General features: G+C 67.2%; 23 protein-coding genes and 1 pseudogene. 14 read left to right on the forward strand and 10 right to left on the reverse strand.

What is annotated here, in order from left to right; genetic code table 11:
- Window positions 1-19 precede the first annotated feature (19 nt).
- Complete coding sequence (gene speB, locus SY91_RS21900; protein WP_023475890.1) at window positions 20-988, reverse strand: agmatinase; 969 nt, start codon at window positions 986-988, stop codon at window positions 20-22.
- A gap of 365 nt (window positions 989-1,353) precedes the next feature.
- Between speB and SY91_RS21905 the strand changes: the two genes are divergently transcribed.
- From SY91_RS21905 to SY91_RS21925, 5 genes and pseudogenes are all read left to right on the forward strand, one after another.
- Window positions 1,354-2,025, forward strand: coding sequence for a lysoplasmalogenase (locus tag SY91_RS21905; RefSeq protein WP_043887357.1), 672 nt, complete (start codon window positions 1,354-1,356; stop codon window positions 2,023-2,025).
- A 246-nt stretch (window positions 2,026-2,271) separates the two neighbouring features.
- On the forward strand, window positions 2,272-3,852 hold the full coding sequence (locus tag SY91_RS21910; protein ID WP_023475892.1) for a flavin-containing monooxygenase: 1,581 nt from the start codon (window positions 2,272-2,274) through the stop codon (window positions 3,850-3,852).
- A 20-nt stretch (window positions 3,853-3,872) separates the two neighbouring features.
- Window positions 3,873-4,802, forward strand: a complete 930-nt coding sequence (locus SY91_RS21915) for an SDR family NAD(P)-dependent oxidoreductase (protein ID WP_023475893.1) — start codon at window positions 3,873-3,875, stop codon at window positions 4,800-4,802.
- Window positions 4,799-5,703, forward strand: a pseudogene (locus tag SY91_RS21920) (metal-dependent hydrolase). The gene SY91_RS21915 and the pseudogene SY91_RS21920 overlap by 4 nt, the downstream one beginning before the upstream one ends.
- Before the next feature lie 4 nt (window positions 5,704-5,707).
- Window positions 5,708-6,646 (forward strand): alpha/beta fold hydrolase, encoded by a 939-nt coding sequence (locus SY91_RS21925; protein ID WP_105798323.1) that lies wholly within the window; start codon window positions 5,708-5,710, stop codon window positions 6,644-6,646.
- Here SY91_RS21925 and SY91_RS21930 read toward each other — a convergent pair.
- Window positions 6,607-7,161: a putative glycolipid-binding domain-containing protein gene (locus tag SY91_RS21930; RefSeq protein WP_006478752.1), complete on the reverse strand. Its 555-nt coding sequence runs from the start codon at window positions 7,159-7,161 to the stop codon at window positions 6,607-6,609. The genes SY91_RS21925 and SY91_RS21930 overlap by 40 nt on opposite strands.
- 363 nt (window positions 7,162-7,524) lie before the next feature.
- Here SY91_RS21930 and SY91_RS21935 point away from each other — a divergent pair, with 363 nt between their 5' ends.
- From SY91_RS21935 to SY91_RS21960, 6 genes are all read left to right on the forward strand, one after another.
- Window positions 7,525-8,415 (forward strand): urea transporter, encoded by an 891-nt coding sequence (locus SY91_RS21935; protein ID WP_023475895.1) that lies wholly within the window; start codon window positions 7,525-7,527, stop codon window positions 8,413-8,415.
- On the forward strand, window positions 8,393-9,166 hold the full coding sequence (locus tag SY91_RS21940) for a class II aldolase/adducin family protein (protein WP_023475896.1): 774 nt from the start codon (window positions 8,393-8,395) through the stop codon (window positions 9,164-9,166). Before SY91_RS21935 ends, SY91_RS21940 begins: the two co-directional genes overlap by 23 nt.
- A gap of 70 nt (window positions 9,167-9,236) precedes the next feature.
- Entirely contained in the window at window positions 9,237-9,425 is a 189-nt protein-coding gene (locus SY91_RS21945; RefSeq protein ID WP_006478750.1) for a 4-oxalocrotonate tautomerase, read from the forward strand.
- Between the two features lie 266 nt (window positions 9,426-9,691).
- On the forward strand, window positions 9,692-10,612 hold the full coding sequence (locus SY91_RS21950; protein WP_124476819.1) for a hypothetical protein: 921 nt from the start codon (window positions 9,692-9,694) through the stop codon (window positions 10,610-10,612).
- Window positions 10,613-10,625: 13 nt separating this feature from the next.
- Complete coding sequence (locus SY91_RS21955) at window positions 10,626-10,847, forward strand: hypothetical protein (RefSeq protein WP_012339784.1); 222 nt, start codon at window positions 10,626-10,628, stop codon at window positions 10,845-10,847.
- A 146-nt stretch (window positions 10,848-10,993) separates the two neighbouring features.
- Window positions 10,994-15,835 (forward strand): NAD-glutamate dehydrogenase, encoded by a 4,842-nt coding sequence (locus SY91_RS21960; RefSeq protein WP_023475897.1) that lies wholly within the window; start codon window positions 10,994-10,996, stop codon window positions 15,833-15,835.
- 22 nt (window positions 15,836-15,857) lie between these two features.
- Here the strand turns inward: SY91_RS21960 and SY91_RS21965 are convergent, their stop codons facing one another.
- From SY91_RS21965 to SY91_RS21990, 6 genes are all read right to left on the reverse strand, one after another.
- Window positions 15,858-16,721, reverse strand: a complete 864-nt coding sequence (locus SY91_RS21965) for a class I SAM-dependent methyltransferase (protein ID WP_023475898.1) — start codon at window positions 16,719-16,721, stop codon at window positions 15,858-15,860.
- Between the two features lie 7 nt (window positions 16,722-16,728).
- Window positions 16,729-17,079, reverse strand: a complete 351-nt coding sequence (locus SY91_RS21970) for a VOC family protein (protein ID WP_023475899.1) — start codon at window positions 17,077-17,079, stop codon at window positions 16,729-16,731.
- A gap of 2 nt (window positions 17,080-17,081) precedes the next feature.
- Entirely contained in the window at window positions 17,082-17,258 is a 177-nt protein-coding gene (locus SY91_RS21975) for a ribbon-helix-helix domain-containing protein (RefSeq protein WP_006478745.1), read from the reverse strand.
- Between the two features lie 91 nt (window positions 17,259-17,349).
- Window positions 17,350-18,180: an arylamine N-acetyltransferase family protein gene (locus SY91_RS21980; RefSeq protein WP_023475900.1), complete on the reverse strand. Its 831-nt coding sequence runs from the start codon at window positions 18,178-18,180 to the stop codon at window positions 17,350-17,352.
- Between the two features lie 161 nt (window positions 18,181-18,341).
- Window positions 18,342-19,028 (reverse strand): hypothetical protein, encoded by a 687-nt coding sequence (locus tag SY91_RS21985; RefSeq protein WP_006478743.1) that lies wholly within the window; start codon window positions 19,026-19,028, stop codon window positions 18,342-18,344.
- Between the two features lie 378 nt (window positions 19,029-19,406).
- Entirely contained in the window at window positions 19,407-20,891 is a 1,485-nt protein-coding gene (locus SY91_RS21990) for an amidase (protein ID WP_023475901.1), read from the reverse strand.
- A 364-nt stretch (window positions 20,892-21,255) separates the two neighbouring features.
- Between SY91_RS21990 and SY91_RS21995 the strand changes: the two genes are divergently transcribed.
- On the forward strand, window positions 21,256-21,690 hold the full coding sequence (locus SY91_RS21995) for a universal stress protein (RefSeq protein WP_023475903.1): 435 nt from the start codon (window positions 21,256-21,258) through the stop codon (window positions 21,688-21,690).
- A 250-nt stretch (window positions 21,691-21,940) separates the two neighbouring features.
- Here SY91_RS21995 and SY91_RS22000 read toward each other — a convergent pair whose 3' ends face one another.
- Window positions 21,941-22,165: a hypothetical protein gene (locus SY91_RS22000; RefSeq protein WP_077216015.1), complete on the reverse strand. Its 225-nt coding sequence runs from the start codon at window positions 22,163-22,165 to the stop codon at window positions 21,941-21,943.
- On the opposite strand from SY91_RS22000, the gene SY91_RS22005 reads away from it, so the two are divergent.
- On the forward strand, window positions 22,164-22,412 hold the full coding sequence (locus SY91_RS22005) for a hypothetical protein (protein ID WP_006478739.1): 249 nt from the start codon (window positions 22,164-22,166) through the stop codon (window positions 22,410-22,412). The two genes, SY91_RS22000 and SY91_RS22005, sit on opposite strands and share 2 nt — an antisense overlap.
- Window positions 22,413-22,551: 139 nt before the next feature.
- The gene (locus tag SY91_RS22010; RefSeq protein WP_023475904.1) at window positions 22,552-23,025 is read left to right on the forward strand and encodes a nuclear transport factor 2 family protein; all 474 of its coding nucleotides are present in this window, start codon (window positions 22,552-22,554) and stop codon (window positions 23,023-23,025) included.
- 22 nt (window positions 23,026-23,047) lie between these two features.
- Here the strand turns inward: SY91_RS22010 and SY91_RS22015 are convergent, their stop codons facing one another.
- A complete protein-coding gene (locus SY91_RS22015) occupies window positions 23,048-23,875 on the reverse strand; it encodes a BPL-N domain-containing protein (RefSeq protein ID WP_226240403.1) in 828 nt (275 codons plus the stop codon).
- Window positions 23,876-24,008: the final 133 nt, after the last annotated feature.

The raw sequence follows: 24,008 nt of genomic DNA on the forward strand, positions 1-24,008 counted from the left end.
TGTCCCGCGCGGCACGCCCTCAACGCAACGCGTTCGCCACCTTCTTCTGCCGCCACAGACACAGCAGATCGCACGCGACATGCGCGGCCGCGATCGCCGTGATGTCCGCATGATCGTACGCGGGCGCCACCTCCACCACATCCGCTCCGACCAGATTCACCGCCCCGAGCGAGCGCACGATCGCCAGCGCCTGCGCTGACGACAAGCCGCCCGCCACCGGCGTCCCCGTTCCCGGCGCGAACGCCGGATCGAGGCAATCGATGTCGAAGGTCAGATACGCAGGCCGCGCGCCGACGATCTCGACGATCCGCTCGACCGCCGCCCGCGCACCATGGTCATGCACCCACGCGGCATCGAGCCGCTCGATCCCGAGAAAGTCGTCGTTCCACGTGCGGATGCCGACCTGCACCGACGTCGCGGGATCGATCAGCCCTTCCTTCACGGCCTTGTAGAACATCGTCCCGTGATTGAGGCTGTCCGGATCGTCGTCGGCCCACGTATCGCAATGCGCGTCGAAGTGAATCAGCGACAGCGGCTTGCCGTAGCGCTCCGCGTGCGCGACCAGCAACGGATACGTGATGTAGTGATCGCCGCCGAGCGTCAGCATCTTCGCGCCCGAGCGCAGGATCGTGCGCGCATGCTCGACGATCGCCGGCTTGATCGACAGCGGATTGTGCGCGTCGAACCAGCAGTCGCCGTAGTCGACGGCCGCGAGATCGTCGAACGGATCGAAGCCCCACGGATACGGATGGAGCTCCGCGAGCTGCACGCTCGCCGCGCGGATCGCGGCCGGCCCGAGCCGCGCGCCGGAACGATAGGTCGTCGCGAGATCGAGCGGCACGCCGGAGATCGCGACGTCGACGCCGTCGAGCGCGCGCGAGTAATTGCGGCGCATGAACGACAGCACGCCCGCATAGGTGTTTTCGATCGAGGAACCGTACGGCGTCGTGCGACGGATCGCGCCGTCGCCGTGGAGAAGTTCGGTCATGGTCGGACCTGTTTTCGTGGGGAGCCGGCGCCGCCCTTCGCATCAGCGCGCGGGCCGGGCACGGCATGGATTCATCGGCACGCCCCGGCTCGCGCATCCGGTCGCGCGGCCAGGCGGGACATCGACAACGGCAATACCGCGGCGATCATAGCAAGCCGAATCGCAGCCGTTGCCCCGGTTCGGCCGGGGCAACGCGCGGAAAAACCAGCGGCGGCATCGCGGCTCGTCGCCGTCGTTTCCTAGAAGGATTCGCCGGTTTTCGCGCATCCGTTCTTCCGGATAATGGCCGGCAGCCGCGCCCTCGACGGCGCGCCGTCCGCTGCCGGCCGCCCACCGCAGACGACGACAACCCGGAGACACCCGCCTTGATCGCCACGCTTCCCGCCACCTATCGCCGGCTCTGGCCGCTCGCCATCGCCGCGGCGTTGCTGTACGGACTGTCGCTCGCCGCCGCACCCTATCCGGGCCAGGCCGCCGCGAAAGCCGCGATGGGCATCCTGCTGCTCGCGGCGGGCAGCACCTGCGGCGCGCCGCGCGAACGCGCGTGGCTGTGCGCGGCGCTCGCGACCGCCGTGCTCGGCGACGTACTGCTCGCGCTGCCCGACTGGCGGCTGTCGTTCGTCCTCGGCCTCGGCGCGTTCCTGCTCACGCACCTGTGTTATTGCGCGATCTTCTTCCGGTGGCGCGCGCGGCCGCACGGCTGGCGCATCGTTGCGCTCGTCGGGCTGTGGATCGCCGCGCCGGCGTTCTACGCGGCATTCTTCCCGCACCTCGGCGAGCTGCTGGCGCCGGTCGCCGTCTACATGCTCGTGCTGTGCGTGATGGCGAGCTTCGCGCTCGCCGCCCGCACGCGCGGCCCGCTGGTCGCCGTCGGCAGCCTGATCTTCGTCGGCTCCGACACGCTGATCGGCGTCGGCCGCTTCCTTGGCGGCTTTCCGGGCATCGACTATCTGATCTGGGGCCTCTACGCGCTCGCGCAGGTCACGATCGTGGCCGGGGTTTTCCATGAGACGGCCGCCCGATCGATCCGTCCCTGATACCGTTTCAAACGGACCGTCGTGCGCCGGCGGTCCCGTTTCTTTTCCGTCTCGCCCTGCCGACGGCCTTTTCCGGCCATCCCGCATTGCGGAAACCGGACCGTTCCAAACCCCGCTCAGCCTTTGCCCGCCTGGCTTCCGGCCCTTAGAGCCCCGCTTCTAGCCTCTTGCGGTTTCCGGGTTCACCCACTATCGTTACATCAAACAATGTAACATTCAAAAATGAGCCAAATCGGAGACACCCGGATGAATGCTCGCACGTTGCCTTTCGGTCCACCTGGTCATGACGGCCTGGACGAAACCATCGACATCGCCATCATCGGCACCGGCTTCGCCGGCCTCGGGATGGCGATCCGCCTGAAACAGACAGGCGTGACCGACTTCGTCGTCCTCGAGAAGGCCGCGTCGGTCGGCGGCACGTGGCGCGACAATCATTACCCCGGGTGTGCATGCGACGTGCAATCGCACGTCTATTCGTTCTCGTTCGCGCCGAACCCGCGCTGGACGCGCATGTTCGCGCCGCAGCCGGAGATCCGCGCGTATCTCGAAGACTGCGTGCAGCGCTTCGGCGTCGGTCCGCACCTGCGGCTGAATCACGAATTGCAGCGCGCCGAGTACGACGAAGCCGCGCAACGCTGGCGCCTCACGTTCGCGAACGGCAAGCGGCTGTCCGCGCGCGTGCTGGTGTCGGGGATGGGCGGCCTGTCGCGCGCCGCGCTGCCGGCGATTCCCGGCGTCGAAACCTTCCAGGGCCGTGCGTTCCATTCGCAGCAGTGGGATCACGACTACCCGCTCGAAGGCAAGCGCGTCGCGGTGATCGGCACCGGCGCGAGCGCGATCCAGTTCGTGCCGCAGATCGCGCCGCGCGTGAAGTCGCTCGCGCTATTCCAGCGCACGCCGCCGTGGATCATGCCGAAGCCCGACCGCAACCTGAGCGGCTTCGAGAAATGGCTGTTCCGCACGCTGCCGTTCACGCAGAAGGTCGTGCGCAGCGGCATCTACTGGATGCTCGAATCGCGCGTGCTCGGCTTCGCGATCCATCCGTCGCTGATGAAGAACGTGCAGAAGCTCGCGCTGCGCCACATCCGCAAGCAGATTCCCGATCCGGAGCTGCGCAAGGTGGTCACGCCGAACTACACGCTCGGCTGCAAGCGCGTGCTGATCTCGAACGACTACTACCCGGCGCTGTCGCGCAAGAACGTCGACGTGATCACGACCGGCATCGACCATATCGAAGCCGACGCGGTCGTGACGACCGACGGCAAGCGCCATGAAGTCGACTGCCTGATCTACGGCACCGGCTTCCAGGTGGCCGACCCGTATCCGCGCGGCGCGATCATCGGCCGCGGCGGCCTCGATATCGTCGATGCATGGCGCGACGGCGCACACGCGTATCTCGGCACGACGCTGCCCGGCTACCCGAACTTCTTCATGATCGTCGGCCCGAACACGGGCCTCGGCCACAACTCGATGGTGTTCATGATCGAGTCGCAGATCGAATACATCCTCGGCGCGCTGCAGGCGATGCGCCGCGAGCGCGCCGAGGCGATCGAGGTGCGCCCGCTCGTCGAGGCGCAGTTCAACAGCGACCTGCAGGGCAAGCTCAAGAAGGCGATCTGGTCGACGGGCGGCTGCAAGAGCTGGTACCTCGACCCGCGCACCGGCAAGAACACGACGCTGTGGCCGGGCTTCACCTGGCGCTTCCGGCAGGCCACCGCGCACTTCTCGATCGCCGATTACCACGCGTATCGCGCACCACACGACACGACCGCGCGGCCCGCCGCCGCGCCGGCCGCTTCCGCTTCCACGTCCGCCGAAGCGGCCTGAGCCAGACAAGGAGCCACGACATGAGAGATTTCGCCAACAAGGTCGCCGCGATCACGGGTGCCGGCTCGGGCATGGGCCGCGCGCTCGCGATCCAGCTCGCGCAGGCCGGCTGCCACGTGTCGCTCGCCGACAAGAACGGCGTCGGCCTCGCCGAAACCGAACGGATCGTCCGCGCGATCGCGCCAAACGTGCGCGTGTCGACGCGCGTCCTCGACGTCGGCGATCGCGACGCGATGTTCGCGTGGGCCGACGACACCGCGAAAGAGCACGGCAAGGTCAACCTGATCTTCAACAATGCGGGCGTCGCGCTGTCGAGCACGATCGAAGGCATGGAATACAGCGATCTCGAGTGGATCGTGAACATCAACTTCTGGGGCGTCGTGCACGGCACGAAGGCGTTCCTGCCGTACCTGAAGGCATCGGGCGACGGCCACGTGATCAACACGTCGAGCATCTTCGGGATCTTCGCGCAGCCGGGCATGAGCGGCTACAACGCGACCAAGTTCGCGGTGCGCGGCTTCACCGAATCGCTGCGCCAGGAACTCGACATGATGAAGTGCGGCGTGTCGGCCACCTGCGTGCATCCGGGCGGCATCCGCACGAACATCGCGCAGTCGAGCCGCGTCGCGAAGAACATGGTCGGCTTCATCGTCGAGAGCGAACAGCAAGGCAAGGACAGCTTCGAGAAGTTCTTCATCACGACCGCCGACGATGCCGCCCGCGCGATCCTCGCCGGCGTGCGCAAGAACAAGCGCCGCGTGCTGATCGGCCGCGACGCGAAGGGCGCGGACTGGATGGCGCGCATCCTGCCGGCCGCCTACCAGGCGCTCGTCGTGCTCGCGACCCGCCGCGAGGCCGCGAAGGCCCGCCGTGCCGCACGCGGCACGCCGGCGCCGGCCCCGGTGCACGCCACCTACAACAATGCAGGCAATCAGGGAGAACAATCATGACGACACCGAACATGATGCCCGTGCGGCGCGACATCCGTTTCGCGCTGCCCCCGAACGCGCGAAGGACTGGCACGTGCAGGGCGTGCCGGTCACGCACTTCATGAATGCGCTGTCGCTGCTGTTCCCGGCCGGCGAACGCTTCTTCATGGATTCGGTGCGCAACTACCGCGACCGGATCGAGGACCCCGAGCTGAAGAAGCAGGTGATCGGCTTCATCGGCCAGGAAGCGATGCACACGCGCGAGCACATCGAGTACAACGACCTGCTGCAGGCGTCCGGCCTGCCCGCGCACAAGCTCGACAAGCGCCTGTGGACGATCCTCGGCTGGTTCAAGAAGGTGCTGCCGCACTCGATGCAGCTGGCGATCACGATCGCGCTCGAGCACTACACGGCGATCCTCGCGAACCAGTTGCTGTCGGGCCACGAACACCGGATCGACGGCTCGGTCGAGGGCTACCAGCAGATGTGGATGTGGCATGCGATGGAGGAAACCGAGCACAAGGCGGTGTCCTACGACGTGTGGCGCACCGTGATGAAGCCGGGCCTCGGCAGCTACCTGTTGCGCACCGGCACGATGCTGACGACGACCGTGTTCTTCTGGGCCATCGTGTTCGACTTCCACGTGCGCCTGATGCGCGCGCACCGTCGCGAACACGGCAAGTTCGGCGGCATGTGGCGCCTCGTGAAGTATCTGTACAGCCCGAAGAACGGGGTGTTCCCGAGCATCGCGCGCGAATGGCTCGACTACTTCCGCCCGGGCTTCCACCCGTGGGATCACGACAACCATCAATATCTGCAGGAGCTCGACACGCTGCTCGAGAACATCGACGCGACCAACGCGCGCTATGCCGCGCAAGCCGCCCCGCGCCGCGTGCCGCTGCATTCGGTTGCGCAGGCATGATGCGATGGCGCGCGCTCACGAGATGCTGACCGTCCAGTCCGGCGACGTGAAACTCGCCGTCTACGTAAGCGGGTCGCGCCGCGCGCCGCCGCTGATCCTCGTGCACGGCTATCCCGACTCGGCGGCCGTGTGGGCGCCGATCCGCGCGCGGCTCGCGAAGCGCTACCGCGTGATCGCGTACGACGTGCGCGGCGCCGGCGCATCCGATGCGCCGCGCCGCCGCGCCGACTACACGCTCGAGCGGCTCGCCGGCGACCTGAAGGCGGTGGCCGACGCGACCTGCGGCGGCCGGCCGTTCCACCTCGTCGGCCACGACTGGGGCTCGATCCAGTGCTGGGAGGCCGTGACCGACCCGGCGTTACGCGGCCGCATCGCGTCGTACACGTCGATCTCGGGCCCGTGCCTCGATCACGTGTTCCGCGCGAAGCTGCGGCTCAAGCAGAGCCTGAAGTCGTGGTACATCGGGTTCTTCCATCTGCCGCTCGTACCGTCGCTGGTATGGCGGCTCGGCGGTGCCGCGCTGTGGCCGCGCTGGCTCCAGATCACCGAACGCGTGCGGGCCGAGCGCGATCCCGTGCAACTGAAGAATGCGTTGAACGGGATGCAGATGTATCGCGCGAACTTTCTCGCGCGGGCTCGCAAGCCGCGTGAACGGTACGCGCAGGCGCCGGTGCAGATCCTCGTCCCGGTACGCGACCGCTACGTGACCCCCGAGATGTCGGTCGACCTCGACCGCTGGCTCGGTGACCACGTGCGCGAGGAAATCGACGGCACGCACTGGATCGTGCTGCGCCATCCCGACCTGATCGCGTCGCGGATCGACCGGTTCGCGTCCGCGCATGAACGGCCCGCGGTCGCGGCAGTACCGGCGGCGGCGCCGGCCGCGCGAACGGGCGCCGCAGTTCAGCGCAGCGGCGGCAGGCGCTTGAACAGCGTTTCGTAGTCGACGACGAGCCCGTCGTCGTCGATGTCCATCTCCGCGGTGAAATTCCGGAAGATCCCTTCGTAGCGGTAGCGGCGGCCCGGTTCGATGCACGCATAAGCCTGCTTGACCGGCGTGACCGTCAGGTCCGGCGTCGAGATGTACGCGACGTCGATCGGCCGCCGCTCGCCGCGCGCGAGCCCGAGGCGGCCGATCGGCAGCGAATTCGTAAACGGCGTCGCGGCGATATCGATGTCGATGCAGCCGTCCAGCTCGTGCAGCGCCCGGCCTGAACCGTCGCGCCAGTGCCCGGCCCCGTCGCCGTGCAGTTCGAGCGTGCCGCCGCCCATCACCTTGAGCACCGCGTACTTCACCCGCCACTGCGGATCGCACTCGACGCGATACGCAAGCCCGTACGCGCGGCCGTACCGCTGACCGACCACGGCGCTTTCGACGACGATTGCGCCGCCACTGCGGTCGAACGTCAGATGTTCGACCCCGTCGCCTTCGAGCGACGCCCACCGCACCTCACGCATCGTTCCACCTCCTTGGTATCCCGTGTCCGGGCATCGTCACATAAATCATCGCTATCCGGAATGTCACCGTCGATCGAGTCCAGCTCGGCGGCCCGGTCGCTAGAGCGTTGAAACTGACGCGCATGGATCACCCCCTTGGCGGCAGCCAAGCGGGCACGCGCAAACAATAGCGATGGCGCACATTCGATATCGAATCGCCGGAATCTCGCGAAAACGCCAACAAAACATCCCCGAGTACGCGCGCCGCACCTCTCGATGCCCCGTTTCAGGGCATCGACCACAAATCCTGACTATCCAGAATTCCCTATTCCGGTGCATCGCGGAGTGTCCTATGCTCGCGGCTCATCCTGTTCCGCCGCCATCATGCCTACCGCCCGCCCCGCCTCGCCGTCGATCGACCTGCGCATCCTGCTGCGCGGCATCGGGCAGGTCGTGCTGCAGGCGAATGCGCTCACCGGCGCGCTGCTGCTCGTCGCGCTGGCGCTGACCGACCTGCGGCTCGCGTGCGCGGCGCTGGTCGGCTCGGCCGCCGCCAGCATGACGGCCGTGCTGACGGGCGCCGAACGCCGCGACGTCGAACAGGGGCTGCACGGCTTCAACGGCGCGCTGGCCACACTGATCGCCGTGCTGTTCGCGCCCCATCCACTCGCCGCCGTCGCGCTGGTACCCTTGGTCGCGATCGGCGCGGCGCTCGTGCAACGCGCGATGCGCAAGCCGCTCGCCCGCTGGCGTCAGTGCCCGTATTCGAGCCCGTGCCTGGCCGTCACCGCGCTGTGGCTGCCGTTTGTCGCATTGCAGCATGCGGACGGCGCGAGCGCCGACGCGCTGCTGACGTTCGATTCCGCGGTCGCCGCGCTGTTGTCGGGCGTCGCTCAAACCACCTTCGCGCACGGCGCGTGGGCCGGCGCGCTGGTCGTCGCCGGCCTCGCCGTCGCGTCGCGCCGCGCGGCCGCGTTCGCGCTTGGCGGCGCGCTCGTATCGACCGTGCTGCTGGTCGCGCTCGGCGCGAGCGGCGGCGCATTCGCCGACGGCCTGCTCGGTTTCAACGGTGCGCTCGCCGCGCTCGCGCTGATGCCGCGCGGCCCGCGTGCGGCGCTCGCGGCCGCCGCCCTCGCGGCGCTGCTCCAGTGGCTCCCGATGCGCGCGGGCATCCCCGTGTTCACGGCCCCGTTCGCGCTCGCGTCGTGGGCGACCGTAGCCGCCGCGCGCCGCCTCACCCTTGGAGAACCGGATGTCATTCGCACACCGTCCTGATGCCGTGAAGCCCGGCGGCCCGATCGCGGACGCCGAACGCAAGCTGCGGGTCGACCTCGCGGCCGCGTACCGGCTCGTCGCGCTGAACGGCTGGGACGACCTGATCTACACGCATTTGTCCGCGACCGTGCCGGGCGAGCCCGGCCACTTCCTGATCAACCCGTTCGGCCTCACGTTCGACGAGGTTCGCGCGTCGAACCTCGTGAAGATCGACCTGGCCGGCAACCGGATCGGCGCCAGCGAGCACGCGGTCAACGTGACCGGCTTCGCACTTCATGCGGCCGTGCACGCCGCACGCGCCGACGCGGTTTGCGTGATGCACCTGCACAATACGGCCGGCATCGCCGTGTCGATCCAGCGCGACGGGCTGCTGCCGGCGTCGCAGCATGCGCTGCGCTTTCATGGCGACCTCGCGTACCACGACTACGAAGCGCTCGCGTTCTCGCCGGCCGAGGGCGCGCGGCTGATCGCGAGCCTCGGCGCGAAATCCGCGATGCTGCTGCGCAACCACGGCACGCTGACGGTCGGCCGGACCGTCGCCGAAGCCTATGTGCTGATGGATACGCTGATCAAGGCGTGCGACATCCAGGTGCGCGCGCAGGCCGGCGGCGGGCCGCTCGTGTTGCCGGCGCCGGCCGTCGCCGAGCGCACCGCGGAACAACTGCGCGACGGCGGCGCGATCGAAGGCGAACTGGAATGGCCGGCGCTGCTGCGCCGGCTCGACCGGATCGATCCGTCGTATCGCGACTGACGTTGCCTCCGCACCCGACCGAATCGTTCACCGTCAATCGTTCAATCCATTCCAACCGGAGCCTTATGCCATGCCGACTTTCAATATCCAGCTGTTCGAAGGCCGCACCGTCGAGCAGAAGCGCGCATTCGTCGAAGCAATCACACGCGTCACGTGCGAAACGCTCGGCTGCGCGCCGGGTTCGGTCGACATCATCCTCACCGACGTGAAGAAAGAGAACTGGGCGACCGCCGGCACGCTGTGGAGCGACGAGGGCTGAGCGCCGCGTAAAAGGCCTGCGTCCGCACCACGAGGACGCGGCACCTCGCTCTCAGGCGCTCACGTTCGTTAGTTATCCCAATATATTGTCATTGACATCAACATCGGCAACTACTATTTTTATCATCACGCAGACAATTTCATCACTGCATTTTACTTAACAACTATTTTCAATTCGTTCACCAAGAAGAATCGCATTTATCACAATAGCCAGCCACTCACCTTCATCGGTGTCATCGCCAGCAATGAACTCCGGCACGCAAATTCATGCCGACACTCAACTCATTACTGCAAGTAGACACCGTGAAAATCAGAACACTCCAAGGTTACTCCGCCGCCCTGCTTTTTTCGTTGATTTCCTTCGCGAATCCCGGCGCCTGCAAATCCGTATCCACGACGTCCGACACGAAGCAAGATCACCGCTCCACCGCTCCTCTCGAAACATGGGAAGCCAATGAGAATGGAACGGCGTACAAAATCATCAAGGCCTCCGACAACCGCTTTCTAGTTGTATACGGAAACAAAGAGAACATTTCTGGATACATCGTATACGATCGACGCGATGGATCAAATGGCGTCGACCACGTTCCGGGGACGTCGACTTCATCCAACGTTACGGTTGGAATTCAAGAGACGAGTAGTCGATCAATCGGCGTCATGCTGAGCAGTAGCGGCGAAACCACCAGCTTCGTTGCCAAACCATACCACTCCAAAACCAAAACTCGCGGCGGGGTCCGTGCGGGGAGCTGGCTGGCGACAATCTCCGACACCCCTGTCAAGTTTCGTATCGAAAAAAACCTTGTCGATGCAACCGTCGATATCGGTCAATGCAGGCTGACCGGGAAAATCAAATCCGGCGGTCCGGAAGATGGATTGAATCTGACGCTATCGCCAACAACGTCATCCTGTGCCCCGAGGTTCGGTCATGAATTTGATGCGGCGCTGTTGTTTTCGGAAGATCTCACCGTTATCTATACGACGAAGCGAGAATCGACGAACTTCATTTTCGTCGCGCCTCCGACTACCGACAACGCTCCGGGCACGAAGCCCCAGCCCAGAAACACCTCCTGCGCACAATGGAGGGAGATGTGCCGCGCAAAGTGTTCTGCAATGACCCTACCGACCGGCAACTTCGGTTTCAAATTCTGGAACTGCGTCAACAGTTGCAACGCACTAGCCGGATGCTAACAAGGTGAACCCCATGATCACGGACAAGCAAGTCGCGCATGCCCTGAACGATATGATCCTACAAATGGGGGCCGATCTCGATCGCTCTCTGCTGACAGTCAAGGCGTCGTGCCCGGATTCAGAATTCATCGCCTATCGCGACTTCGTTTCCTCGCTATTGAACACGATGCTACTCGACTTCATGAACCCGCTCTACATGCGACATCCCGACCTGAAGCCGCCGGAGTTGACTTGACCCACATCTGCAGCGTCCGGCTACGGGCGCTGCAGATGCCCGCCTCACACCCGCCGCCCTTGTGCACCCGCACATCGCTTTGTCACGCAATCGGCGCATAATGCCGGACAGACGCAGCAGCCAATGGCCACCCGACGGAGACCGCCATGGAAGCGAAGAACGAGGAAGTCGTCGCACACCTGCTCTCCGATGTCGTCGAATTCGCGCGCGCCCGCCTGCCCGAAGCCACGTTCCGGATCGTCGAACCCTTCCTGCGTCACTACTACGATTTCGTCGACGCCGACGATCTGCAGAACCGCAGCATCGCCGACCTGTACGGCGCTGCGATGGCGCACTGGCAGACCGCCCAGAAATTCGTGCCCGGCAGCGAACGCCTGCGCGTGTACAACCCGATCCTCGAACAGCACGGCTGGCATTCCGACCACACGGTGATCGAGATCGTCAACGACGACATGCCGTTCCTGGTCGACTCGGTGACGATGGCCGTCAACCGTCTCGGGCTCGCGCTGCATTCGGCGCTGCATCCGGTGTTCCGCATCTGGCGCGGCGCTGGCGGCGGCATCGAGCGAGTCGACGCCGGCGGCGCAACCTCGAGCGACGGCCAGTCGCAACTCGCGTCGTTCATCCATTTCGAAGTCGACCGCTGCGGCGACGCCGCATTGCTCGACACGCTGCGCGAGGACATCGCGCGCGTGCTCGGCGACGTGCGCGCGTCGGTCGAGGACTGGCCGAAGATCGTCGACATCGCCCGCGCGACGATCAAGGAGATGAAGGCGCGCGAAGCGACCGCGGAAGACATCGAGGCGCGCGCATTCCTCGAATGGATGGCCGCCGATCACTTCACGTTCCTCGGTCAGCGCGACTACGCGCTCGTGTCGGACGGCACGGGCTTCGGCCTGCGCGGCATCGAGGGCTCGGGCTTCGGCATCCTGCGCGAATCGCTGCGCACGTCCGACGCGCCCGACGTGACGCCGCTGCCGCAGGCCGCCGCCGACATCATCACCGGCGCATGGCCGATCTTCCTGACCAAGGCGAATTCGCGCGCGACCGTGCACCGGCCCGGCTATCTCGACTACGTCGGCGTGAAACTCGTCGGCGCCGACGGCAAGGTCGTCGGCGAGCGCCGCTTCATCGGGCTCTACACGTCGACCGCGTACATGGTGTCGACGGCCGAGATCCCGATCGTGCGCCGCAAGTGCGCGAACATCCTGCGACGCGCGGGCTTTTTGCCGAAAGGGCATCTCGGCAAGTCCCTCGTGACGGTGCTCGAAACCTATCCGCGCGACGAACTGTTCCAGGCCGACGAAGACCAGCTCTACGACATCGCGCTCGGCATCCTGCGCCTGCAGGAGCACCAGCGCACGCGCCTGTTCGTACGGCGCGACCGGTTCGACCGCTTCGTGTCGTGTCTCGTGTTCGTGCCGCGCGACAAGTACAACACCGACCTGCGCCGCCGCATCGCGAAGCTGCTGGTCGACGCGTACAACGGCGTGAACGTCGAATTCACGCCGCTGCTGTCGGAATCGGCGATCGCGCGCATTCATTTCGTCGTGCATGCTGAACCGGGCTCGATGCCCGACGTCGACACGCGCGAACTCGAAACGCGGCTCGTGCAGGTCACGCGCCGCTGGCAGGACGATCTCGCCGACGCGCTGCTCGACGCATTCGGCGAAGAGCAAGGCAACCGCCTGCTGCAACGCTATGCCGAGTCGTTCCCGGCCGGCTATCGCGACGACTATCCGGCGCGCACGGCCGTGCGCGACATCGAGCTGATCGAGCGCGTGAAGGACTCGGGCCAGCTCGCGATGAACCTGTACCGGCCGATCGAGGCCGGGCCGCGTGCGTTCCGCTTCAAGGTCTATCGCGCGGGCGACCCGATCGCGCTGTCGCGCAGCCTGCCGATGCTCGAACATCTCGGCGTGCGCGTCGACGAGGAGCGGCCATACCGGATTCAGACGCAGGATGGCGCGCATGCGTGGATACACGATTTCGGCCTCGAGCTCGCGGACGATACCGAGTTCGACATCGAGCGCGTGAAAGGCCTGTTCGAGGATGCGTTCGACCGGATCTGGAGCGGCCGGATCGAGAACGACGACTTCAATCGCCTCGTGCTGCGCGCCCATCTGAGCGCACGCGAAGTGACGATCCTGCGCGCGTATGCGAAATACCTGCGGCAGGTCGGCTCGACCTTCAGCGACGCATATATCGAACGCGCGCTGACCGGCAATCCGGCGATCGCGCGCCAACTCGTCGAGCTGTTCCTGCTGCGCTTCGACCCGCGCATCGGCAACACGCGCGACGTGCAGGCCGAACGCCTGCTGAAGGCGATCGAAGGCGCGCTCGACCAGGTGCCGAACCTCGACGAGGACCGCATCCTGCGCCAGTTCCTCGGCGTGATCAACGCGACCGAGCGCACGAACTACTTCCTCGCCGACGCGAACGGCGAGCCGAAGCCGTACCTGTCGTTCAAGTTCAACCCGGCGAAGGTGCCCGGCCTGCCCGAACCGAAGCCGATGTTCGAGATCTGGGTGTACTCGCCGCGGGTCGAGGGCGTGCACCTGCGCGGCGGGCGCGTCGCACGCGGCGGGCTGCGCTGGTCGGATCGCCGCGAGGATTTCCGCACCGAGGTGCTCGGGCTGATGAAGGCGCAGATGGTGAAGAACGTCGTGATCGTGCCGGTCGGCTCGAAAGGCGGCTTCGTCGTGAAGAACCCGCCGCCGCAGAGCGATCGCGAAGCGTGGATGCGCGAAGGCATCGCGTGCTACCAGACGTTCCTGCGCGGGCTGCTCGACCTCACCGACAACCTCGCCGGCAACGCGATCGTGCCGCCGCCCGACGTGGTGCGCCACGACCCCGACGATCCGTATCTCGTCGTCGCCGCCGACAAGGGCACGGCCACCTTCTCCGACTATGCGAACGCGATTTCGCACGAATACGGCTTCTGGCTCGACGACGCGTTCGCGTCCGGCGGCTCGGTCGGCTACGACCACAAGAAGATGGCGATCACCGCGCGCGGTGCATGGGAATCGGTGAAGCGGCACTTCCGCGAAATGGGCATCGACACGCAGGCGACCGACTTCACCGTGGTCGGCGTCGGCGACATGTCGGGCGACGTGTTCGGCAACGGAATGCTGCTGTCGCCGCATATCCGGCTCGTCGCCGCGTTCGATCACCGGCACGTGTTCCTCGACCCGAACCCCGATCCGGCGACGAGCTTCGCGGAACGCCAGCGCATGTTCGCGCTCGAACGCTCGAGCTGGGCCGACTACGATACGTCGGTGATCTCGGCGGGCGGCGGCGTGTATCCGCGCACCGCGAAGACGATCCCGCTGTCGCCGGTGGTACAGGCCGCGCTCGGCATCGACGCGCACGCGCTGCCGCCGACCGAGCTGATCCGCGCGATCCTGCAGGCGCCGGTCGACCTGCTGTACAACGGCGGCATCGGCACCTACGTGAAGGCCGCGCGCGAAACCCACGCACAGGTCGGCGACCGCGCGAACGACGCGGTGCGCGTGAACGGTGCGGACCTGCGCTGCAAGGTGGTCGGCGAAGGCGGCAATCTCGGCTGCACGCAGTTCGGCCGCATCGAGTTCGCGCAGCGCGGCGGCCGCATCAATACCGATGCGATCGACAACTCGGCCGGCGTCGATTGTTCGGATCACGAAGTCAACATCAAGATCCTGCTCGGGCTCGTCGTGTCCGACGGCGAGATGACCGAGAAGCAGCGCAACGCGCTGCTCGCTGAAATGACCGACGAAGTCGGCCTGCTCGTGCTGCGCGACAACTACTACCAGACGCAGGCGCTGTCGATCGCGGGCCGCTACGCGGTCGAGCTGCTCGACGCCGAGGCGCGGCTGATGCGCTGGCTCGAACGCGCCGGCCGCCTGAACCGCGTGATCGAATTCCTGCCGACCGACGACGAAGTCGCCGAGCGGCAGGCCGCGAAGCTCGGCCTCACGTCGCCTGAGCGTGCGGTGCTGCTCGCGTACAGCAAGATGTGGCTCTACGATGCGCTGCTCGAATCCGACGTGCCCGAGGACCCGCTCGTGGCCGCGATGCTCGTCGACTACTTCCCGAAGCCGCTGCAACAGCGCTTCAGCGAGCCGATGCGCCGCCATCCGCTGCGCCGCGAGATTCTCGCGACGCACCTGACCAACGCGCTCGTGAACCGCGTCGGCTGCGCATTCGTGCACCGGCTGATGGAGGAAACCGACGCGAAGCCGGGCGACATCGTGCGCGCCTGCATCATGGCGCGCGACGTATTCGACCTCGATGCGGTGTGGCGCGACATCGACGCGCTCGACAACCGCGTCGCCGACGACGTGCAGGCGCGCATGTTCGTCGATGTCGCGCGGCTGCTGGAGCGCGCGGCGCTGTGGTTCCTGCGGCATCTGCAGTCGGGCGCGGTGGCCGACGGCGGCGTCGCCGGATTGATCGCGCGTTGCCGCGACGCGGTGCAGCGGATCGCGCCGCAACTGCCTTCGCTGCTGCCGGCCGACGATCTGGAAGCGCTGTCCGAGCGGCAGCGCGTGCTGGTCGACGCCGGCGTCGACAGCGCGCTCGCGGTACGCGTCGCGAGCGGCGACATCTCGGCCGCGCTGCTCGACATCGCCGAAGTGGCGGCGACCTGCAACCGCAGCCTCGAACTCGTCGCCGGCGTCTATTTCTCGCTCGGCACGCTGCTCAATTACGGCTGGATCGGCGAACGCGCGGCGAACCTGCCGACACCGACGCACTGGGACATGCTCGCGCGCGCCGCCGCACTCGCGGAAGTCGCGCGGCTCAAGCGCACGCTCGCGACCAGCGCGCTCGCGGAATCGCCGGATTCGACCACGCCTGACACGATCGTCGGCGCGTGGCGCGCGCGCCGCGAGGCCGCGCTCGCGCGCTACGAGCACCTGCTCGCGGATCTGCGCGCATCCGGCGGCGCGAGCCTCGCGGTGCTGCTCGTGGTCGTGCGGGAAATGGCCGTGCTCGAACGGGCGTGACGAGCATGACGGTAGCGACGGCTCAGACCGTCGCGACCAGCAGCTCTTCCGCGTGGTTCGGCGGCCGCAGGCCGTCCGTGCGATCGGCGAAATAACGGCGCGTCAGCTCGGCGGCCGACACGTGTTCGGCCTTCGCAAAGCCGGCCTCCCGAGCGAGCGCCCGGATCTGGTCCGGCATGAAGAAGCTGATGAACGGCGTGCCGCTCGCCCGCGCGCCCTTCGCGGCCATTTCCAGCCCCGGGCGCACGTCCGGAGCCGCGTTCTCCAGCGGCAGCAGGAACGTCATCGCGAACGTCGACCCCGACGCGAGCGACGCCACTTCGCGCAGCGCGGCCGCATTCGCTTCGCGCGTCAGATACATGCTGACGCCGGTGGACACCACGACCGCCGGCTGGCCGGCATCGAAGCCCGCGCCGACGAGCGCGTCGCGCCACGACTGCTTCGCCTCGAAATCGACCGGCACGAAGCGCAGCCAGTCGGGCACGCCGTAGCCGAGTTCGACCAGGCGGCGTTGTTTCCAGCGCTGCGGCGCCGGCTGGTCGACTTCGAACACGGTCACGCGCGATGCCATCTCCGGCCGGCGCTGCACGAAGCTGTCGAGCCCCGCGCCCAGGATCACGTACTGGCGCACGCCGCGCGCGGCCTGCTCGGTCACGAGATCCTCGATGAAGCGCGCCCGCGCGACGATCGACGCGCGAAACGGCCGCGTGAACTGCGGGTCCATGTCGCCGCGCTGCTGCCAGCCGGGTTCGGGCGCGAGCAATTGCAGCCCGATTTCGTCTGCGAGCACATGCGGCGGCGCGTCGAGCTCGACGTGCAACGCGCGCCACAGCGCGACGCGTGCGGCCGTGCTGTCGGGCGCATCGTCTTCGCGGTTATCCGTCATGTCGGCCTCACGCGCCCTGCTTGCCCGGCGCCTGCAGGCGCCACACGCGGCCGTCCGGATCGCGCACGGTCATGTCGCGCGTGCCCCAGTGCGTGTCCTCGAACGGCGTGACGGCGTCGACGATCGGCTGGGGCTGCACCGCCTGCTCGTCGGCCACCTTGAGCACAACCTGCATGTCGGGCTTTTCGCTCGGCGGCACTTCGGCGATGAACAGGAACGGACCGTCGCCGCTGCGCAACTGGCCCGAATGGTGATCGGTTTCGAATTCCAGCTTGAAGCCCAGTGCCTGAAAGAATTTCGCCGACTTGCCCCAGTTGTGCGTGGTCAGATACACGGCTTCGATTCGTTCGGATGACATGCTCACTCCTCCTGGTTGGACGGTCCCGCGCCGGGCGGCGGCGCGGCCAGATACGCGCGCAACGCGTCGGCCACCAGCGCGGACAGCGATTGCTCCGTCTCGATGGCGCGATGCTTGACCTGCCGGATCAGGCCGAGCGGCAGGTACACGTTGAATTGCTTCACTTCTTCGTCGGTCATGGGTACTAGTATGCTAGCAATCTAGCAAAAGTCAATCGAGAACGATGGCGGCATGGGTGCAGGGGCCGCCGTCGGAGGTCGTGCGTCCGCGTTACTTTGCGGCGCGCGCCGCGAGCCGCGCGAACAGCGCGTCGAGATCGAATCCCGCCGTATCGATGCCGATCGTGTCGCGCAGGCACGCGGCCCAGTCGGCTGCGTTGTCGAACGTGACCGTGCGCCCGGCCCCGGCCGCGTCGCGCAGCGTCAGCACGGTGTTGAGCAGCGCCGCGCGGCCGTCCGGCAGCACGCGGCACGCGATCAGGTCGTTCACGAAGATCGATTCGGGATACGTCGACGTGAACCAGTTCGCGGCGTCGTAATCGATCCATTCGGCCGGCTTCAGCGAGAAGCGGTAGGTCGTCTGCCAGCCGTCGGGAATTTCGAACTGCATGTCGAATTCGCCGTCGACCGGCGCGTCGATCACGCGAAACGCGCCGTGCGGCGTCAGTTGCCGCTCGCCCGGCACGAAGCGCAGCGGCGCGGTCAGCGTCGCGCTGCCGAAGCCGATGTCCGCGAGCCACGCCGCGCCGTCGAGGTCGATGCGCAGCAGCATGTGCGTCTGCGCGGTGACGATCTCGGGCGGCCGCATCCAGCGCACGCGCGCGATCAGCGGCGTCACGCGAAAACCGATCGTCGTGAGCGCGGTGTAGAACAGCTTGTTGAGTTCGAAGCAGTAGCCGCCGCGGCGGCGCTCGATCACTTTGTCGACGAGCGCGGGCAGGTCGAGCGCGACGCGCGCGCCGGTCAGCGGATTGAGGTTTTCGAACGGAATCGCCTGCGGGTGCAGCAGGTGCAGCCGGCGCAGCACGTCGAGCGTCGGCTCGGCCGGGCCGTCGTAGCCGATGCGGGAGAAATAGCGCGAGAGGTCGAACGAGTCAGTCATGAACCGGCACCGATAAGGGAACACGCCACGATAGCATTGCGCGAAATCCCCATGGTGTGCGGGACTATCGTGCGTAGCCGGCGCGCGCGATGCCGGCCGCGCATCGCGCTCGCACCGGCACCGGCACCGGCACCGGCACCGGCACCGGCACCGGCACTACGTTACGGCAGCAGCTTCAGCGCGGACGACGCCACCGGCGGCACCGAAATGCCCTGACTCGTCGCGAACTGCACGGCCTGGCCGAGCGTCGCGGCAAGCGACTGCAACTGGCCCGGCGCGCTTTGCGCGATATACGTCGCGGCCTGCATGTTCTGCGGATTCAGGCCCGACTGCAGCAGCGACGCGGCGCTCGTCGAGCCGAGACTACCGAGCCCGGACTGCAGCTGCGAATACTGCGTGAGCCCCTGGCCGAGCGACGCGAGGCCATTGCTGAACGCCTGCTTGTCGATCGGGCCGTGCGTGGCGCCGCCGCTCGCGAACGCCTGGCCGAGCGCCTGCGACACCGATTGCTGCGCGCCGCCCATCTGCGACAGCGTGGCCGGCGACAGTGCATCGCCGCCGGACAACTGGCTCGCGGCCTGTTGCGCCTGCCCGGCGGCCCCCGTCAGCCCCATCGCCGACGCGAGCGACGACTGGCCGTTCAGCACCTGCTGGTTCGCACCGACATAGGCCTGCAGCAACTGCGCGACACCGCCCTGCGCAGGCGCCGCCTGCTGCTGCCCGCCGCCGAGCAGTGACGCGCCGATCGACTGCAGGTCGAGCTGCGCGTGCGCGGCACCGCTCACCAGAAGGCCGAACGCGATGCCTGCCGAGGCCAGATGCCGGCCCGTCGCGCGAATGTGCTTCATGTGTTTCCCTCGTGCCCGAATTGTCGAGGCGATATTGTCGAAGCGCGTCGCGCGCCGCCGCAACGACTGAAACACATCGAAACGAAATCAGGCCGCGCCGCTGCTTGCAATTCGGCGAGCGGCGCGCCCCGTCGCGCAGATTCGCGCACGTTTGCCGCGCGATGTCGGGCACGCATCGCGATTCTTTCTCGGGTTGCATCAATGGGCGCCGGCTGCGGCACGCGCCCGCGACGCGATGAAACGCATTTGCCGGCGCGCTTCGCGTCGAGCGATGCAAAACGAAACGGGCAGCGCGTCGCCGCCCGTTTCGTCGCCCGGCTGCCGGCTGCTGCCGGCTACCGGCGGCTACCGTTTACCACCCGCCTGCCGGCCGCGCCATCACGCCGCCATCCACGCCGGCACGCGCCGCGTCACCCAGTCGGCCGCCTGCTCGTAACCGTGCGCGAGCTGCAGCACGGCGAGATCGGCGCGCGGGCGCCCGATCAGTTGCATCCCCATCGGCAACCCCGCGTCGTTGAAGCCGACCGGCACGTTGATCACCGGGCAGCCGGCCAGCGTCCACGGCACGACCGTTTCCATCCAGCGGTGGTACGTGTCCATCGCGCGGCCCGCGATCTCCTTCGGCCACCGCTGCTCGACGTCGAACGGGAACACCTGCGCGGTCGGCGCCGCGACGAAGTCGTAGCGGTCGAAGAAGCTCAGCACCGCCTGATGCCATGCGGTCCGTTCGACGCTCGCATCGAACACCGCCGCGCCCTGCAGCGCGAGCAGCCCTTCGACCTCGTAGATCGCCTCGGGCTTCAGCAACGCGCGGCGCGCCGGGTCGCGATAGTGCGCGAGCAGCCCGCCGCCCGACAGCAGGTGCCGGTGCGTGAGCCACAAACGCCAGATCCGGTCGGGCGCGAACGCCGGCAGCGCGGCATCGACGTCGCAGCCGATCTCGCGCAGCGTCGCCAGACCGTGCTCGCACTGCGCGAGCACGCCGGCCTCGGTCGCGAGATAGCCGTTCCAGTCGCCGACCCACGCGATGCGCTTGCCACGCAGGTCCGCGTCGAGCGGCTGCGCGAACACCGCCGGATCTTCCGCGAGCGACAGCGGATCGTTGCGGTCGTAGCCGGCCTGGATCGCGAGCAGTTGCGCGACGTCGCCGACGGTGCGGCCCATCGGCCCTTCGATGCCGAGCTGCTGCATGAACACGTCGACGCCCGGCCAGCGCGGCACGCGGCCCTGCGACGGACGGAAGCCGACGATGTTGCAGAACGCGGCCGGATTGCGCAGCGACCCGCCGAAATCGCTGCCGTCCGCCACCGGCAGCATCCGCGACGCGAGCGCCGCCGCCGTGCCGCCGCTGCTGCCGCCCGCGCTCTTCGTCAGGTCGTACGGGTTGCGCGTCGCGCCGTAGACCTCGTTGAACGTGTGCGAACCGAGCCCGAACTCGGGTGTATTGGTCTTGCCGATGAAGATCGCGCCCGCCGCACGCATCCGTGCGACGCCGACGGAATCGGCCTGCGGCACGTTCTCGCGGAAGATCGGCGAGCCGTAGGTCGTGCGCAGCCCCTTCGTCATCGCCAGATCCTTCGGCGCCTGCGGCATCCCGTGCAGCCAGCCGCGGTATTCGCCACGCGCCAGCTCCGCGTCCTTTTCCGCGGCTTCCGCCAGCAGCGCATCGCGGTCGCGCAGCGCGACGATCGCGTTGACCGCGCCGTTCACGCGCTCGATGTGATCGAGATACGCACGCATCGTCTCGGCGCACGAAACCGCCTTGGTGCGGATCGCCGACGAGAGTTCGCCGGCCGACAGGCGCACGATCGGATCGACGGAAATGGAAGCGGGAGCGAGAAACTGCGGGGCGCCGTGCGGCATGCGGGGTCTCCTGGAGTCGGAATGGCGGGCCGCTTGACGGCGCTCGCTCCCCTGCCCGCCGGGAAGCCGCCGCGCCGCGGCCGATGCTCTACTCTACGTGACGCCGGGTCCTCGACCTCCGATATTTTCCGCCGCGATTCATTGAGGTTCCGACTGAATCCGCGCGTCCCATGCCGAACTGCCCAGACCGTCACGCTGGATGAAATCGTTTATGCGCATAAACTTAAATTTCTTATATTTTTAATCGGAGCGCCACAGGACCGCGCGTGTTGACGACATTTTTATGCGGCCAGCCGATCTCTTTAGATCGTTTCGCGCGGCCGCCCGCTACGCTGGAAGCACTTCGTTCCCGGGTTCATCGTCCATGCTCAAGCTGCTGGTTCCGGTCGGTCGTTCGCCGCGCTCGCTTCAGGCGGTTCGCCATGCGACGTTTCTGTATCGCGAGCGCTGCGCATCGGAGGTCGTGCTGATCAACGTGCAGGCGCCGCTCGAATCGACACGGCTCGAGGCCTGGCACCCGCTGTCGCGGTTGCGTGCGATCGAAGAAAAATTCGCGTCCGGTGATCTGGCGATGGCGGAGCGGATTCTGAAGGAGGCCGGCGTCCAATACACCGTCGTGGTGAAGGTCGGCCCGGTGGCCGACACGATCGCGGCCGTGGCAACCGAAACCGGCTGCGACGAAATCGTGGTGGTCGCGCCGCGGCATGATCCGCTGCATACGTTGATGGCGGTGTTCCGGCGCAGCGTGATGGCCCGGCTGGTGCGGATTTCGAACGTACCGGTGACGGCGGTGCAATAACGGGAGCGGCGGGTCGTGCGTGCGCATGGTGCGCACGCTGTCGCGCGGCGCTCAGTCGATGGCCTTGCGCCAGAACACGAAATAGGCGGCCGCCGAAGACGCCAGCAGCAGGATGGCCCACATCGGGGCAAGACTGATCAGCACGGAAGAGACGTTCAACATTTGGATTCCTCACTATTTAGACAGCGATATTCAACACCTGCGTGCTTGCCGGACCTGACGCATCGACCTCGCATCACGTTCCGTCAAATCATGCATTCATGCTATCGCCTTGAACGGTCGCGTGACCGCCGCCGCCCGCCCGCACCCTGACATTCGTCAAACTCCCGCGCATTGCCCGGCCGTCGTGCGACGGAAAAAACAGGACGGGATCGCCCTGCTCCTCCACCGCTTTCAGCAGACGTTTACCGGGGGAAGCCCCAAGTGCTTCGCCGAACGTGTCCGCGTACGCTTGAGCGACGAGGAGACGAACCATGAGACGAGCCGTCCATATCGCTGTTTTTGCCCTGCTGGCGTATCTCATCGGCGATCGCGCGATCCTGCACGCGCAGGGCCGCGACGCCAGCCCGCTCGCGTGCGAGCAAGGCGCCGCGCAGGTGAAGGCCGACGCGCTCGGTCGCGGCTTCGGCGAAGCCGCCGCCGGCAGCCAGAGCGAGGCCTTCATGTCGGGCTGCCTGGTGACGGGCCGGGGCAATCAGGACGTCGCGATGGCGGCGCGCTGACGCGTATCATCATCCGGCGGCGAGCCAGCCACGCCCGAAGTCGCGGGTGCGGGCGCCGGTTCGCGCTGCCCGCCGCCACTACCCCGATCGACATTTCGACGGACGTCACCGTCCGCCCTCCCTGCCCGCTACGCCCAACATGCCCCATTCGAACACCGAGTTGATCCAGCGCTTCTACACGGCCTTCCAGCAGCGCGACATCGACGCGATGCTCGCGTGCTACGCCGACGACATCGTGTTCAGCGATCCCGCGTTCGGCGAGCTGCGCGGCGAACTCGCGCGCGACATGTGGCGAATGCTGGTCGCGCGGGCACAGGAGTTCTCGCTGACGTTCGGCGAAGTCGCCGCGGACGACCAGGCCGGGCGCGCGCAGTGGAGCGCACACTACCGGTTCGCCGCGACCGGACGGAGGGTGGTCAACCGGATCGACGCCCGCTTCCGGTTTCGCGACGGACGCATCGTCGAGCATCGCGACCATTTCGACCTGTGGCGCTGGGCGCGTCAGGCCCTCGGGATGAAAGGCGCGCTGCTCGGCTGGACGCCCTTCATGCAGCGCGCGATCCGCGCGCAGGCACGGAAAAACCTCGACGCATACCGGGCCAAACGCAAATAAGCCGTGCGCCGCAGCCGCTTCGCTACGGCTTCATCGTCGCGTTGATCAGGTCGTAGGCCATGTCCGGCGCCACGCCGTCCGGGTTCTTGAGGCCATTCTCGCGATACCAGCTTTCATCGGCTTCGGGATGCGGGCCGGCAAGGCCGACGCGCCCTTTGCCATAGCGGTACGTGGCGGCCGCGATGTCCTTGTTCGGGTAGATCGCCAGCACGATCCCGCCGGAGCCGAGCGGCGCGACCGGCAGCCTCGCGCCGTCCTGGTAGTAGATCCAGCGCTTTTTCCCGCGCCAGACGACCGGCGTCACCGTGTCGGCGATGCCGTGCAGCGTCGAACCCGGCCGGTCGACCTCGGAGTCGATATCGCCGGCAACCAGTCCGAACCCCTGCGCGCCGGCCAGGTACGCGCCCATGCAGAGCCCCAGGTATCGGCCGCCGTTCGCGACGTACTGGCGCACGGCCCTGATTGCATGTCGGCCGATGGCCGCCGCCGCGCCTGGAATGTCCTGGCCGCCGCCCGGCTGCACATAGAGCGCCGCACCGGCCAGCGCCGCGGGCGTGATCTTGAGCGGTTCCGCCGGCCCCACGTAGATCACCCGGAACCGGTAGTCCGACTCCCGCAGGCGGGTGGCGATGGTTTCGGGGCACCCGTCGCACGCGGCCGGACCGCGATAGACCAGCGCGACCGGCCGGCTGGCCGCGTCGCGCGCTGCGTCGCCGGTCGTGGCCGCGTGAACGGCCACTGACGCGACGAGCGCCATCATCAGGAAAATCGCGTCTCTGGAGCGCATGTCGTGAATCGCCGAAGTCGAGGGAATCGCCGCCACTCGGGCCGGATCGGCAGGCGCGCGCATGTTTCCGCCTCCCCGTTCCGAAACCCGATTCAAGCTGCGTGCAGGCAGCGTAGCCATCCGAATGCGCGCCGTGTGTACCGTTTCCTGCGGGCTTGTGCAGATATGTGCGACACCGACGACCTGAACCGACACC

The organism is Burkholderia cenocepacia, from assembly GCF_014211915.1.
Taxonomy (GTDB): domain Bacteria; phylum Pseudomonadota; class Gammaproteobacteria; order Burkholderiales; family Burkholderiaceae; genus Burkholderia; species Burkholderia orbicola.

Coding starts and splice junctions, on each gene's coding strand:
- speB (WP_023475890.1), bottom strand. CDS start 988: ATGACCGAACTTCTCCACGGCGACGGCGCGATCCGTCGCACGACGCCG.
- SY91_RS21910 (WP_023475892.1), top strand. CDS start 2,272: ATGAATGCTCGCACGTTGCCTTTCGGTCCACCTGGTCATGACGGCCTG.
- SY91_RS21915 (WP_023475893.1), top strand. CDS start 3,873: ATGAGAGATTTCGCCAACAAGGTCGCCGCGATCACGGGTGCCGGCTCG.
- SY91_RS21925 (WP_105798323.1), top strand. CDS start 5,708: ATGGCGCGCGCTCACGAGATGCTGACCGTCCAGTCCGGCGACGTGAAA.
- SY91_RS21930 (WP_006478752.1), bottom strand. CDS start 7,161: ATGCGTGAGGTGCGGTGGGCGTCGCTCGAAGGCGACGGGGTCGAACAT.
- SY91_RS21935 (WP_023475895.1), top strand. CDS start 7,525: ATGCCTACCGCCCGCCCCGCCTCGCCGTCGATCGACCTGCGCATCCTG.
- SY91_RS21940 (WP_023475896.1), top strand. CDS start 8,393: ATGTCATTCGCACACCGTCCTGATGCCGTGAAGCCCGGCGGCCCGATC.
- SY91_RS21945 (WP_006478750.1), top strand. CDS start 9,237: ATGCCGACTTTCAATATCCAGCTGTTCGAAGGCCGCACCGTCGAGCAG.
- SY91_RS21950 (WP_124476819.1), top strand. CDS start 9,692: ATGCCGACACTCAACTCATTACTGCAAGTAGACACCGTGAAAATCAGA.
- SY91_RS21955 (WP_012339784.1), top strand. CDS start 10,626: ATGATCACGGACAAGCAAGTCGCGCATGCCCTGAACGATATGATCCTA.
- SY91_RS21960 (WP_023475897.1), top strand. CDS start 10,994: ATGGAAGCGAAGAACGAGGAAGTCGTCGCACACCTGCTCTCCGATGTC.
- SY91_RS21965 (WP_023475898.1), bottom strand. CDS start 16,721: ATGACGGATAACCGCGAAGACGATGCGCCCGACAGCACGGCCGCACGC.
- SY91_RS21970 (WP_023475899.1), bottom strand. CDS start 17,079: ATGTCATCCGAACGAATCGAAGCCGTGTATCTGACCACGCACAACTGG.
- SY91_RS21975 (WP_006478745.1), bottom strand. CDS start 17,258: ATGACCGACGAAGAAGTGAAGCAATTCAACGTGTACCTGCCGCTCGGC.
- SY91_RS21980 (WP_023475900.1), bottom strand. CDS start 18,180: ATGACTGACTCGTTCGACCTCTCGCGCTATTTCTCCCGCATCGGCTAC.
- SY91_RS21985 (WP_006478743.1), bottom strand. CDS start 19,028: ATGAAGCACATTCGCGCGACGGGCCGGCATCTGGCCTCGGCAGGCATC.
- SY91_RS21990 (WP_023475901.1), bottom strand. CDS start 20,891: ATGCCGCACGGCGCCCCGCAGTTTCTCGCTCCCGCTTCCATTTCCGTC.
- SY91_RS21995 (WP_023475903.1), top strand. CDS start 21,256: ATGCTCAAGCTGCTGGTTCCGGTCGGTCGTTCGCCGCGCTCGCTTCAG.
- SY91_RS22005 (WP_006478739.1), top strand. CDS start 22,164: ATGAGACGAGCCGTCCATATCGCTGTTTTTGCCCTGCTGGCGTATCTC.
- SY91_RS22000 (WP_077216015.1), bottom strand. CDS start 22,165: ATGGTTCGTCTCCTCGTCGCTCAAGCGTACGCGGACACGTTCGGCGAA.
- SY91_RS22010 (WP_023475904.1), top strand. CDS start 22,552: ATGCCCCATTCGAACACCGAGTTGATCCAGCGCTTCTACACGGCCTTC.
- SY91_RS22015 (WP_226240403.1), bottom strand. CDS start 23,875: ATGCGCGCGCCTGCCGATCCGGCCCGAGTGGCGGCGATTCCCTCGACT.